The 12,250-nt window shown below is 72.5% G+C and carries 12 protein-coding genes; 8 read left to right on the top strand and 4 right to left on the bottom strand.

From position 1 onward, the window contains the following. The first annotated feature begins 388 nt into the window (after positions 1-388). The gene (locus tag G412_RS0108910; RefSeq protein WP_037648205.1) at positions 389-1,129 is read left to right on the top strand and encodes a ferritin-like fold-containing protein; all 741 of its coding nucleotides are present in this window, start codon (positions 389-391) and stop codon (positions 1,127-1,129) included. Positions 1,130-1,144: 15 nt separating this feature from the next. On the opposite strand, the gene G412_RS0108905 is transcribed toward G412_RS0108910, so the two are convergent. The 4 genes from G412_RS0108905 to G412_RS0108890 form a co-directional block, all read right to left on the bottom strand. Further along, positions 1,145-1,411, bottom strand: a complete 267-nt coding sequence (locus G412_RS0108905; protein WP_028811792.1) for a hypothetical protein — start codon at positions 1,409-1,411, stop codon at positions 1,145-1,147. Positions 1,412-1,613: 202 nt separating this feature from the next. Beyond that, positions 1,614-1,841 (bottom strand): DUF3107 domain-containing protein, encoded by a 228-nt coding sequence (locus tag G412_RS0108900; RefSeq protein ID WP_028811791.1) that lies wholly within the window; start codon positions 1,839-1,841, stop codon positions 1,614-1,616. Positions 1,842-2,004: 163 nt separating this feature from the next. Continuing rightward, complete coding sequence (locus G412_RS0108895; RefSeq protein ID WP_028811790.1) at positions 2,005-2,643, bottom strand: TetR/AcrR family transcriptional regulator; 639 nt, start codon at positions 2,641-2,643, stop codon at positions 2,005-2,007. 197 nt (positions 2,644-2,840) lie between these two features. Further along, positions 2,841-3,068, bottom strand: a complete 228-nt coding sequence (locus G412_RS0108890) for a hypothetical protein (RefSeq protein ID WP_028811789.1) — start codon at positions 3,066-3,068, stop codon at positions 2,841-2,843. A 115-nt stretch (positions 3,069-3,183) separates the two neighbouring features. Between G412_RS0108890 and G412_RS0108885 the strand changes: the two genes are divergently transcribed. From G412_RS0108885 to moeZ, 7 genes are all read left to right on the top strand, one after another. Beyond that, on the top strand, positions 3,184-4,149 hold the full coding sequence (locus G412_RS0108885; RefSeq protein WP_028811788.1) for an alpha/beta fold hydrolase: 966 nt from the start codon (positions 3,184-3,186) through the stop codon (positions 4,147-4,149). An 8-nt stretch (positions 4,150-4,157) separates the two neighbouring features. Next, a complete protein-coding gene (locus tag G412_RS0108880) occupies positions 4,158-5,576 on the top strand; it encodes a DUF3152 domain-containing protein (protein ID WP_078606867.1) in 1,419 nt (472 codons plus the stop codon). 219 nt (positions 5,577-5,795) lie between these two features. Further along, positions 5,796-7,559, top strand: a complete 1,764-nt coding sequence (locus G412_RS0108875; protein ID WP_028811786.1) for a DUF3492 domain-containing protein — start codon at positions 5,796-5,798, stop codon at positions 7,557-7,559. A 318-nt stretch (positions 7,560-7,877) separates the two neighbouring features. Further along, on the top strand, positions 7,878-9,101 hold the full coding sequence (locus G412_RS33695) for a hypothetical protein (RefSeq protein ID WP_157839071.1): 1,224 nt from the start codon (positions 7,878-7,880) through the stop codon (positions 9,099-9,101). 147 nt (positions 9,102-9,248) lie between these two features. Beyond that, the gene (locus G412_RS0108865; protein WP_028811785.1) at positions 9,249-10,250 is read left to right on the top strand and encodes an SDR family oxidoreductase; all 1,002 of its coding nucleotides are present in this window, start codon (positions 9,249-9,251) and stop codon (positions 10,248-10,250) included. Further along, positions 10,238-11,002 (top strand): spherulation-specific family 4 protein, encoded by a 765-nt coding sequence (locus G412_RS0108860; protein WP_028811784.1) that lies wholly within the window; start codon positions 10,238-10,240, stop codon positions 11,000-11,002. Before G412_RS0108865 ends, G412_RS0108860 begins: the two co-directional genes overlap by 13 nt. A gap of 63 nt (positions 11,003-11,065) precedes the next feature. After that, on the top strand, positions 11,066-12,244 hold the full coding sequence (moeZ, locus tag G412_RS0108855) for an adenylyltransferase/sulfurtransferase MoeZ (protein ID WP_028811783.1): 1,179 nt from the start codon (positions 11,066-11,068) through the stop codon (positions 12,242-12,244). Positions 12,245-12,250: the final 6 nt, after the last annotated feature.

Genomic DNA, 12,250 nt, shown 5'->3' with positions numbered 1-12,250 from the left:
CAGGGTGCTGCCTCTTCTGTGAGACGCGACGCGGGGCGAACGAAGGGGGTCGTACCGTGCCTGGTTCTCGTCCGGCCAAAAAAATGGGCCGGGGGCGCGGGACCACGTGCCGTCGCTCAAGCGCTCGTGTCGCTGAGGGGGCCCCTCATCTTGCGGTCGTACGCCTTGGTACGCCCCGCGTGGAGGGCTGTCGGGTCGGAGCCGATCGGGCCACCGACCGGGCATCCTCATTCAAATGCGCCGCGAAGTGTCTTGGACACTCTGCTAAGCGCTTTACCACTGTACCCCGGAATCGCGCAGGTGTGTCGGTACGATTTACCGGAACGGGGTGACGGCAGTGGCTGACCAGGCCCTTACGCACCCGTGAGAGCGGGCTATTGTGCGGTTCATGGAGACGCCTGACAACGCCACTGCACCCGAAGAGACACCCAGGACCGGCATCGCCGCCCAGGACTGGGCGACGGCGTCCGCCGAGCCGAACTACCACGCCGCTGTCGTGGACCTGCTGGGCGCACTCGCGTACGGAGAGCTGGCGGCCTTCGAGCGCCTCGCCGAGGACGCCAAGCTCGCCCCGACGCTCGCCGACAAGGCCGAGCTGGCGAAGATGGCGTCCGCGGAGTTCCACCACTTCGAGCGGCTGCGGGACCGGCTGACCGCCATCGACGAGGAGCCGACCGCGGCGATGGAACCCTTCGCGAAGGCGCTCGACGACTTCCACCGCCAGACCGCGCCGTCCGACTGGCTGGAAGGCCTGGTCAAGGCGTACGTCGGAGACTCGATCGCCAGCGACTTCTACCGTGAGGTCGCGGAGCGGCTCGACTCGGACACCCGCGCCCTGGTGCTCGCCGTACTCGACGACACGGGGCACGGGAACTTCGCGGTGGAGAAGGTACGCGCCGCGATCGAGGCCGACCCGCGCTGCGGCGGCCGGCTCGCGCTGTGGGCGCGCAGGCTGATGGGCGAGGCGCTGTCGCAGGCGCAGCGGGTGGTGGCGGACCGCGACGCGCTCTCCACGATGCTCGTGGGCGGCGTCGCCGACGGATTCGACCTGGCGGAGGTGGGACGGATGTTCTCCCGGATCACCGAGGCGCACACCAAGCGCATGGCCGCGCTCGGCCTGGCGGCGTAGCGCCGCGTACGGACGCTACGCCGCCGCCGAACGGCGAATGCGGCCCCTGGGGCGGATGAGGAGCGACAGCAGGACCGCTCCCACCGCCACCGCGCCGATCAGCGTCGCCACGACATGACCCGGCCCGAGTGCGGAGTGTGTGACGTACGCACCGAACAGGGCCCCGAGCGGGCCCGCGGCCAGGACGACGCGCCGTGCGGGCAGCCGGTCCCCGAGCCGGTGGGCGGCGGCCCAGGCCAGCGCGAAGCCGAGGGCGATGGAGCCGAGAGCTTCCAGGATCACGTGGTTTCCTCCCGTGCGGCCAGGGTGCGAATGGGTCGTAGCCCGTACTACCCCCGCCTCGCGGAAGGCAACCCTCCCCCGGCCCCGCGACGGGGGACGCGTACGACGAACGTACGAACAGACGGAACCGGCCCGGTGGGACATCCCACCGGGCCGGTTCCGTCTGTGGTGTTGCTGTGTGGTGCTGCTCTGCAACCGGCGCCTACAGCGCGCCGAAGCCCACCCTGCGCGTCGTCGGCTCGCCGATCTCCACGTAGGCGATCCGGTCAGCCGGAACGAGGACCGTGCGGCCCTTGTCGTCCTTGAGGCTGAGCAGCTGCGCCTTGCCGGCCAGCGCGTCGGATACCGCGCGCTCGACCTCCTCGGTGGACTGCCCGCTCTCCAGAACGATCTCCCGGGGCGCGTGCTGCACGCCGATCTTGACCTCCACGGCTATGTCCCTCCGACGGTCATCAGTGCTGCGGTGCGCGGTCAGCCGCGCTGTACGCAGCACACATTAGCCCGGTGAGGGGACACGGAACGCTCCGACGCCGCACGCCAGAAGCGAACACGCACCGGGAACACGTCCCGGACACGTGCCGCGGCGCACCGCGTCAGTGCTCGCTGCCGTGCAGCGGGAAGCCCGCGATGCCGCGCCAGGCGAGTGACGTCAGCAGTTGCACCGCCGTGTCGCGCGGGATCGTGCTGCCGCTGGAGAGCCAGTAGCGGGCGACCACCTGCGACACCCCGCCGAGGCCGACGGCCAGCAGCATCGACTCGTCCTTGGACAGGCCGGTGTCCTCGGCGATGACCTCGCTGATCGCCTCGGCGCACTGGAGCGACACGCGGTCGACGCGCTCGCGCACAGCGGGTTCGTTCGTCAGGTCCGACTCGAAGACCAGTCGGAACGCGCCGCCCTCGTCCTGGACGTACGCGAAGTAGGCGTCCATCGTCGCGGCCACGCGCAGCTTGTTGTCCGTGGTCGAGGCCAGGGCGGTACGTACCGCCTGGAGCAGCGAATCGCAGTGCTGGTCCAGGAGGGCCAGGTACAGCTCCAGCTTTCCCGGGAAGTGCTGGTACAGGACCGGCTTGCTCACACCGGCGCGCTCGGCGATGTCGTCCATCGCCGCCGAGTGGTACCCCTGCGCGACAAAGACCTCCTGCGCCGCGCCCAGAAGTTGATTGCGTCGGGCTCGGCGGGGCAGGCGTGTGCCGCGTGGGCGTGCCGCCTCTGTCTGCTCGGTGGCTGTCACGCCGCCTCCCATGTCTTTCAGTGTCGCGGCCTTTCAACAGCACGGCCGTTCCGTGCGCCGTGTGCGCCGCGCCCGCCATCGTACTTTTGGGTAATGCGGGAGCGCGCGGTGCGGACGGAGAATTTCACGGACCGGACGGCCGCGGAAGGCCGATCACGTGCTGATCGGACACCGGCCGGGTGCTGCGGCCGGTCGCGTCAGCGGTAGTCGTCCTCGTCGACGGTGACCACGCGGGCCTGCTCGGCGGCGTCCCCGTCGGTCGCCTCCCCGGTGTCGATGCCGGTCGGACGGTCGTCGTGGGCCTCCTGCCACTCCTTGCGCTGCTCCGCGGCGTCGGCCTCGGAGGCGTCGTTGTCGAGCTCGTCGGGTTCGTCGAGGGACTCCTCTGCTTCGAAGGTGTCGGGGTCGGTCGGGTCGAGAGACATGCGGGCTGCCTTTCGGGAGGAAGCGGGGGGCGGGCGCGTACCCCCTTTGCTCCGAGGGTAGATCTGTGACGGCGAACACACGATTCAGTGCGTGATCGTCTCGTAACATTGCCGCATGTCTTCGACCGAGCTGCCCGGATCCAGCCTCGCCGCCGCCGCGGCGGTGCCGCGGGTCAGTGCCGTGCGGGTCGCCGAGGGGGAGAAGCTGCGCTCCGTCACCCTGCCGGGGCTGACGCTGAACGTACGCACACGGCCTCCGGCGCGCACCGGACTGCCGCCCGCGCTGTACGTGCACGGGCTCGGCGGCTCCTCGCAGAACTGGTCGGCCCTGATGCCGCTGCTCGCCGACCGCGTGGACGGCGAGGCGGTCGACCTGCCCGGCTTCGGGGACTCCCCGCCGCCCGACGACGGCAACTACTCCGTCAGCGGGCAGGCGCGCGCGTGCATCCGGCTGCTCGACGCGAGGGGGCGCGGACCGGTGCATCTCTTCGGCAACTCGCTGGGCGGCGCCGTCGCCACGCGCATCGCGGCCGTCAGACCCGACCTGGTGCGCACGCTCACGCTCGTATCGCCCGCTCTGCCCGAACTCCGGGTGCAGCGCGCGGCGGTGCCGACCGGGCTGCTCGCACTGCCGGGGGTCGCCACGCTGTTCGGCCGGCTCAGCAAGGACTGGACGGCGGAGCAGCGCACGCGCGGTGTGATGGCGCTCTGTTACGGCGATCCCGAGGCGGTCACGCCCGAGGCCTTCCAGCACGCCGTGCAGGAGATGCAGCGGCGGCTGGAACTGCCGTACTTCTGGGACGCGATGACACGGTCCGCGCGGGGCATCGTCGACGCCTACACGCTGGGCGGTCAGCACGGTCTGTGGCGGCAGGCGGAGCGGGTGCTCGCGCCGACGCTGCTGGTGTACGGAGGGCGGGATCAGCTCGTGTCGTACCGTATGGCGCGCAAGGCTGCCGCGGCGTTCCGCGATTCACGGCTGCTGACCCTGCCCGACGCCGGACACGTGGCGATGATGGAATATCCGGAGGCGGTCGCCAGTGCTGTCCGGGAACTGATGGACGACAGCGGTAGGAGCTGATCGGGCGCGTGGGACGTCATAGTCGCCGAGGCCCCGCACCCAAGGGGGCGGCCGAAAAACCCGCCATACCGGGCCCCGGCGAGGGGGTCGCGGCAGGTCCGGACGCGGTGGGCGGACGACACGGGCGTGCGCGAGCGGCGGCGTACGACGCCGCACCGGCGCCCGCGCCCCAGCGGCCACAGCAGCAGCATCCGCAGCATCAGCAGTACGGCGGCACTCCGGCTCACGGGGTGCCGCACGTGCGCGGCGGGCATCCCGAGCAGCGCGAGCACGGCGGCGGCTGGGGCGCCGCGCCCGGCGACCGGTACGGCGACTGGCAGGGGGCTCCTCGCGGGCCGCAGGGGCCGCCCGGCCCGCAGCAGGGCGCGCAGCAGGGGGCGCAGGGCGCGCACGGAGGGCCGGGCCAGGCCCAGGCGCGTTACACGGCGGCCGGAGCCCGGATTCCGGGACCGCGGCAGGAGTTCGTCGACGCGTTCGACGCCGCGCCGAGGTTCCCGTCGGCGGCCGGTCCCGTCGGCTCGGTCACGGATGCCGGCGGCGCCGCCCGCGACGGCCGTGACAGTCGCGACGGCGATTCCGGCGACGGCCAGGACGGCCACGAGGTCCACGGCGCACCGGCCAAGAGCGGCAAGGGACGGGCCTTCACCGGGATCGCCGCAGCCGCCGTGACCACCGTGCTCGCCGTTGTCGTGGCCGGGCAGGTCGCTCAGGGCGAGAAGGCCCCCGTGGCGTCCCCGGCCACCGGTGACCGGAACACCGTCGAGAGCGACGCCTCGCGTTCGGACGCCCGGCCGACGCCGTCGCGGGAAGCGGCGGCCGCCCCGGCGACGTACGAACAGCAGATGGCCAGGACGTACCCGATCGACCCGAAGCTGACGGGCGGGGGGGAATTCCAGGCGATCGGCGGATTCGACAAGGCGCCCGGCAAGGGGCAGAAGTACTCCTACCGGGTCGATGTCGAGAAGGGGCTGGGCCTCGACGGCGCTCTCTTCGCCCGCGCCGTGCAGGAGACCCTCAACGACGACCGGAGCTGGGCGCACAACGGCGCCATGACGTTCGAGCGGGTCTCCTCGGGGCGGGCCGACTTCGTCGTCACGCTCGCAAGCCCGGGCACGACCGGCGTGTGGTGCGCGAAGTCCGGCCTCGACACGCTCTCCGGCAACGTCTCGTGCGATTCGGCGGCGACCGAGCGCGTCATGATCAACGCGTACCGGTGGGCGCAGGGTGCCGAGACGTTCGGCAAGGACAAGATGTTCGCGTACCGGCAGATGCTCATCAATCACGAGGTCGGCCACCGGCTCGGGCACGGTCACAAGAATTGTGAAACGCCCGGCGAACTCGCCCCGATCATGCAGCAGCAGACGAAGTCGCTCGACATCGGCGGCATCGCATGCAAGCCCAACCCCTGGGTCTTCCCCGGCAGTTGAGTACCTCCACACGCCGGCCGCAGCCTGACACTTCGTAACCGATCAGCCTCATAGCGCGACAGAACGCTACGGCGAGGCGAAAGTTACGCGTGTTCACCCCTTTTGGTGGCGCGATGGACAACCGTCCGTCGCGTCACCGGCATGTCCGCATACGGTCGGTCCCGCTGCGAGTCGCCGGACCAACGGCGGCCGCCCACAAGGGAGATCGGGGGTGCACTCGTGCGGATCGGACTGCTTACCGAGGGTGGCTACCCGTATGCGACAGGTGAGTCCAGGCTCTGGTGCGACCGGCTCGTGCGCGGGCTCGCGCAGCACGAGTACGACATCTACGCCCTGAGCCGCAGCGCCCGCCAGGAGGCCGGGGGCTGGACCCAGCTACCGCCCCAGGTGCGGCGCGTGCGCACCGCGCCGCTGTGGGCACCGCAGGACAACGGCGGTACGTACGGACGGCGCGAACGGCGTCGCTTCGCAGAGCACTTCGGCGAGCTGGCCGGTGCGATTTGCGCGCCGGACGAAGAAGGCGCGGGTGAGCGCTTCGCCGCCGGTCTCTACGGGCTCGCGGAACTGGCGGGGGAGCGCGGCGGGCTGCACGCCGCCCTGCGCTCCGAAACCGCCGTGCGCGCCCTTGAGGCCGCCTGCCGCGCCCCCGGCGCGAACCGCGCCGTACACGCCGCGAAGGTCCCCGACTACCTCGAATGCGTCGACCTGCTGGAACGCGCCCTGCGGCCGCTCTCGCTGGACTGGTACGACGACGAGAGCCTCGGGGCCGTCGACCTGTGCCACGCGGCTTCCGGCGGGCCCGCTGCCCTGCCGGGGCTGCTGGGCAAACGCTTCTTCGGTGTTCCGCTGCTGGTCACCGAGTACGGCGTGCAGCTTCGCGCGCACTACCTGGCGGCGGGTGACCCGGCCCGCAGCGCGCCGGTACGGGCGCTGCTCGCCGCCTTCCACGGCAGGCTCGCCGCCGAGGTGTACGACCGGGCGACGCTCATCACGCCGGGCAATACGCACGCCAGGCGGTGGCAGGAGCGGTGCGGCGCCGACCGCGCGAAGCTGCGTACGGTCTACCCCGGCATGGAGGCCGACCGCTTCGCGGCGGTGGGGGAGGGGGACGACGGCGGCGACCCCCGGACGCTGGTCTGGGTGGGCCGCGTGGAGCCGGCCAAGGACCTCGTCTCGCTGCTGCACGCCTTCGCGGAGGTGCGCAAGGCGCAGCCGCGGGCCCGGCTGCGGCTCGTACACAGCCGGCACGGGCAGGGCGCCGACGCCGCCGCCTATCTCGCCCACTGCGAGGCGCTCGCCGCCCAGCTATTTCCCGACGAGGCCGCCGACGCGCACACCGTCGGTGACAACCCTGTCTCCTTCGAGGAGATCGGCGGGCCCGAGGTGCCGGACGTGGCCGACGCGTACGCCGCGGGGAGTGTGGTCGTACTGTCCAGCGTGGTCGAGGGCTTCCCGGTCAGCCTGGTCGAGGCGATGTTCTGCGGGCGCGCCACAGTCTCGACGGACGTCGGCGCGGTCTGCGAAGTCATCGGCGGTACGGGCCTGGTGGTCCCGCCGCGCAATCCCCGCGCACTGGCCGACGCCTGCGTGGCGCTGCTGCGCGATCCCGAGCGGCGCGAACGGCTGGGAGCGGCGGCGCGCGCACGTGCGCTCGAACTCTTCACCGTCGAGCAGAACCTCGAGGCATTTCGAGGCATTTACCTGGAGCTGATCTCACACTGCCCGGTCCGGCGCGAAGCGGTGGGGACGGACGGCGAACCGCTGCTCTTCGCCCATCCGGCGGAAGCCCACGTGCCGGTTCGGTGGGCGGGTGGCGGGACGAGCGGCGGCGCGCGCGGGGGCGCCGGTGGCGGCGCGGGTGGTGGCGCCCGTGGTGGCGCGGGCGGGGGAATCTCCACGCCGAGCTGGGCGAAGACCGTGGATCCGCCGCACCGGGTGAGCGCGGGCGCCGGACCGGGAAGGCCGGGGCAGCGCGATGCCTGAGCGACGCAGCCGGCAGGCCCCGGCGAATTCCTCGCCTGGCGCGACCGCGATCCCGTCCAGCACCGCGACGGGAACCACGACCGCGGCGACCGCGACCGCGACGCACACGACCGCGACGCACACGACTGGCGTCACGCAGGAGGCACGCCGATGAGCGCATCCCGTACGTCGGCCGTTGCCGGTGGGGCCGGTGAGGCCGGTGGGGCCAGTGGTGCCGGTGGGGCCGCGTGGGACGTACCCCGTACCCCTGTCGGCCCCGGCGGACGGGGCGATGGGCCGTCGGCGGACGGGACCGCCGATGGGCGCCCGCCGGGAGCCGTGCCCCTCCCTCCCGGCCGTGCCGGGGCCGCCGCGTCGTCGCGGCGCGGGCCCGCAGACCCGGTGCGGGCGCTGATGCACCGGCACCGGGAGCTGTGCGAGCGGGCCGTCGATCCGCTGGAGATCGCCGCCGGGCTCGAAGCGCACGGGGTGACCGACAGGACCGCCGCCCGCTTCCGCCACCGGGACGTCTTCGCGCTCGCCGAGGAGTTGTACGCCCGCGTCCCGCGAGCCGGTGACAGCGCCGGTCCCGTCCCCGTCCGGGAGACCCCCGCGCACGCCGGCTGGATCGCTTACGCGCTGCTGCCCGGCGTCGCGTGCGCGCTCACGGTTGCGGCGCTCGAACTCACCACCGGACGCGCTTCGCTGGCGGTCGGCCTGGCCGGGGCGCTGGTCGTCGCGGTCACGCTTGCACTGTGCCTGCGCCACGGGCCCCTGCGCGCCGCGGGGCGCCCGGCGCCCGCCGCGCGCCTGTGGGTGTGCTGGCTGCTCGGATACGCCGTCTTCGGTGACGGCCTGCTCGGCGAGCTCATCACGGGCGGCCCCGACGGCCCCTGGCCGATGGAGGCGACCACGCTCGTGGCCCTCGCCGCAGCGCCGGCCCCCGCCGCCTGGTGCGCGCACCTCCTCGCCGTACAGGCGCGGCGCAAACTCGCTGTGAGCCGTGGCACCGAGGAGTTCGGGGCGTCGATGCGCCCGCTGCTGCTCGGCGTCACCGGACTCTTCGTGGGCGTGCTCGTCTGCTTCCAGATCGCCGTGGCAGCCGTGGGAGCAGCGGGAGCGTCGGGAGCGGTGGGCAGTGTGACCGGCGACAGCGGCCGGGCCGCCCTGGCGGCCGGTGTGGCCCTCGGCGCGCTGCTCTTCCTCGCGCGCCTGCTCACCGTCCACGGCTTCCCCCGACCCGCGTCCGCCGGGCTCGCCGCCGCAGCCGCCTTGCAGGTCACCGCCCTTTGCGCGGTACTCGCGGCCCGCCTGCCCGGCTGCGGCTTCCTCGCCCGGCCCGTCGAGCGCCTCGTCGACGCCGCAGGCGTGGCCGCCGTACCGGCCGTCGCCTGCGCCGTGGCCGCGCTCGCCCTGCTCGTCCACGCCACCGCGGCCCTCTCCCGCACCTCGGCCCACGCCGCCCGCACCTTGGCCCACGCCGCCCGGACCCGGACCGGGACCGCCGGCCCGGAGGGACCCGACGGCCGGGACAGCCCGGACGGACGCCACGGGCCGCACTGACCGCACCCGCACCCATCCGCCCAAGCCTCCCGCGGAGCCGACGCCGCGGGCGTACACCGCAGCACTCACCGCAAGATCCCCGAAGGAGAACGTGACCATGACCCCCCAACCCCCAACTTCAGCCGGTCGGCACCGAGGGGACGCGCGATGAGGGTGCTGCTGCTGGGTGCCAACGGATATCTCGGCCGCTTCGTCGCCGACCGGCTGCTCGCCGACCCGGCCGTGCAGCTCACCGCCCTCGGGCGGGGCGACGACGCCGACGTACGGTTCGACCTCGCCACCGGCAGTCCCGGCGCGCTGACCCGCTTCCTGGACGCCGTACACCCGGGCGTCGTCATCAACTGCGCCGGAGCCACCCGCGGCGGCGCCCGCGACCTGACCCGGCACAACACCGTCGCCGTCGCGACCGTCTGCGAGGCCCTGCGCCGCAGCGGCTGCGGAGCGCGGCTCGTACAGCTCGGGTGCGCCGCCGAGTACGGGCCCTCGCAGCCGGGATCGTCCACCGCCGAAGACGCCGTGCCCCGCCCCGGCGGCCCGTACGGCGTCAGCAAGCTCGCCGCCACCGAGCTGGTGCTCGGCTCCGGGCTAGACGCCGTCGTGCTCCGCGTCTTCTCACCGGTCGGGCCCGGCACACCCGCCGGTTCGCCGCTCGGACGGCTCGCCGAGGCGATGCGCCGCGCGATGCAGTCCGGGGACGGCGAGCTGAAGCTCAGCGGCCTCGGCGTACAGCGCGACTTCGTCGACGTACGCGACGTGGCGCGCGCCGTGCACGCCGCCTCGCTCTCCGCCGCGCAGGGCGCCATCAACATCGGCACCGGCCGTGCCGTCCGGCTGCGGGACGCCGCGGCGGTCCTGGCCAGGGTCGCGGGCTACGGCGGCGCCCTGCACGAACTCGACGCGCCGTCCGGTTACGTCCCCGGAAGCGCCGCGGCGGCCGCACGCAACGGGGGAGTGGGCAGCGTACTGGGCGCACCGCGCGGCGAGATGGCCCCGGAGCACCCGGGCGCCCCGTACCCCTACCCCGACGGGTGCGGCAGCTGGCAGCAGGCCGATGTGCGCACCGCGCGCGACCGGCTCGGCTGGCGGCCCCGGATCAACCTGGAGGAGTCGCTCGCCGACATCTGGATGGAGGCGGCATGCCGCATCTGACCACGCGATGGCGGGAGCAGGCCGCGACCACCGTCGACCGCATGGGGCTGGGCGTCCCCGGATACGCCCACCCGCTCGTCGCCCCCGTCGAGTGGGGCCGGCTCGCCCGCCCGGGAACGCCGTTGCACTGGGTGACGCTCAACGTGTCCAACGGTCCGGGCGACCGCCCCGACCCGCACTGCCTGGAGGCCGGCGGCCGCATCCGCAATGCCGGTGTCCGTGTGCTGGGCCGGCTCGACATGGCGTACGGGACGCGCTCCTTCGGCGAGCTCGTCTCGGACGCGCACCGGTTCCGCGACTGGTACCGGGTCGACGGCTTCTATCTGGACCGCTGTCCCAGCGGGCGGACGGAGCTGTCCGGGGTACGCCGGGTGACCACCACGGTCGCCGGGCTCGCCGAGGGCGGCGGTCACCTGGTGCTCGGCCATGGCACGCACCCCTGTCCCGGCTATGCCGAGATCGCCGACCAGTTGGTGACCTTCTCCGGGCCGTGGACGGACTACCGCTGGTCACAGGTGGCGGAGTGGACGGCGGACCACCCGCCGGAGCGCTTCTGTCATCTGGTGCACGGGCTGCCGCGTACGCACCTGGAGGAGGCCGTGCGTATCGCCCGCTGGCAGGGGGCCGGGACGGTCTTCATGACGGACCGGACGGCCGACGACGACCCTGACGGACAAAGCGACCCATTCGAGACACTGCCCGGCTGCTGGGACGAAATCGTCTCGCGGATCGGACCGGGTGTCTCGGAATGAGAAGGGGCGTGGCAGTGTTACGCGGAGAACAACCGTACTGATTGACCGACCTACGGAGTCCCCGTGTCGCTGCCACCCCTGGTCGAGCCCGCTGCCGAGCTCACTGTTGATGAGGTTCGCAGGTACTCCCGCCACCTGATCATCCCGGATGTCGGGATGGACGGGCAGAAGCGGCTGAAGAACGCCAAGGTGCTCGCCGTGGGCGCCGGCGGCCTGGGTTCGCCCGCGCTGATGTACCTCGCGGCGGCCGGCGTCGGCACGCTCGGCATCGTGGAGTTCGACGAGGTCGACGAGTCGAACCTGCAGCGCCAGATCATCCACAGCCAGGCCGACATCGGCCGCTCGAAGGCCGAGTCCGCCCGCGACTCGGTCCTCGGCATCAACCCCTACGTGAATGTCGTCCTTCACGAAGAGCGGCTCGAAGCCGAGAACGTGATGGAGATCTTCTCCCAGTACGACCTGATCGTTGACGGCACCGACAACTTCGCGACCCGCTACCTGGTCAACGACGCGTGCGTGCTCCTCAACAAGCCGTACGTCTGGGGCTCGATCTACCGCTTCGACGGCCAGGCGTCCGTCTTCTGGTCCGAGCACGGCCCCTGCTACCGCTGCCTCTACCCGGAGCCCCCGCCGCCGGGCATGGTCCCGTCGTGCGCCGAGGGCGGCGTGCTGGGTGTGCTCTGCGCGTCCATCGGCTCGATCCAGGTCACCGAGGCGATCAAGCTGCTGGCCGGCGTGGGTGACCCGCTGGTCGGCCGGCTGATGATTTACGACGCTCTGGAGATGCAGTACCGCCAGGTCAAGGTCCGCAAGGACCCCGACTGCGCGGTGTGCGGCGAGAACCCGACCGTCACCGAGCTCATCGACTACGAGGCCTTCTGCGGCGTCGTGTCCGAGGAGGCGCAGGAGGCGGCGCTCGGCTCCACGATCACTCCCAAGCAGCTCAAGGAGTGGATCGACGCCGACGAGAAGATCGACATCATCGACGTGCGCGAGCCGAACGAGTACGAGATCGTCTCGATTCCGGGCGCGCGGCTCATCCCGAAGAACGAGTTCCTGATGGGCTCCGCTCTCCAGGGCATGCCGCAGGACAGGCGCATCGTCCTGCACTGCAAGACGGGTGTCCGCAGTGCGGAAGTCCTCGCGGTGCTGAAGTCGGCGGGCTTCTCGGACGCGGTGCACGTCGGTGGCGGAGTCATCGGCTGGGTCAACCAGATCGAGCCGGAGAAGCCGATCTACTAGGCCCCT

The organism is Streptomyces flavidovirens DSM 40150, from assembly GCF_000429085.1.
GTDB classification, from domain to species: Bacteria; Actinomycetota; Actinomycetes; order Streptomycetales; family Streptomycetaceae; genus Streptomyces; species Streptomyces flavidovirens.
This window is presented reverse-complemented; position numbering and strand designations above follow the sequence as displayed.

Coding starts and splice junctions, on each gene's coding strand:
- G412_RS0108865 (WP_028811785.1), top strand. CDS start 9,249: ATGAGGGTGCTGCTGCTGGGTGCCAACGGATATCTCGGCCGCTTCGTC.
- G412_RS0108885 (WP_028811788.1), top strand. CDS start 3,184: ATGTCTTCGACCGAGCTGCCCGGATCCAGCCTCGCCGCCGCCGCGGCG.
- G412_RS0108910 (WP_037648205.1), top strand. CDS start 389: ATGGAGACGCCTGACAACGCCACTGCACCCGAAGAGACACCCAGGACC.
- G412_RS0108860 (WP_028811784.1), top strand. CDS start 10,238: ATGCCGCATCTGACCACGCGATGGCGGGAGCAGGCCGCGACCACCGTC.
- G412_RS0108890 (WP_028811789.1), bottom strand. CDS start 3,068: ATGTCTCTCGACCCGACCGACCCCGACACCTTCGAAGCAGAGGAGTCC.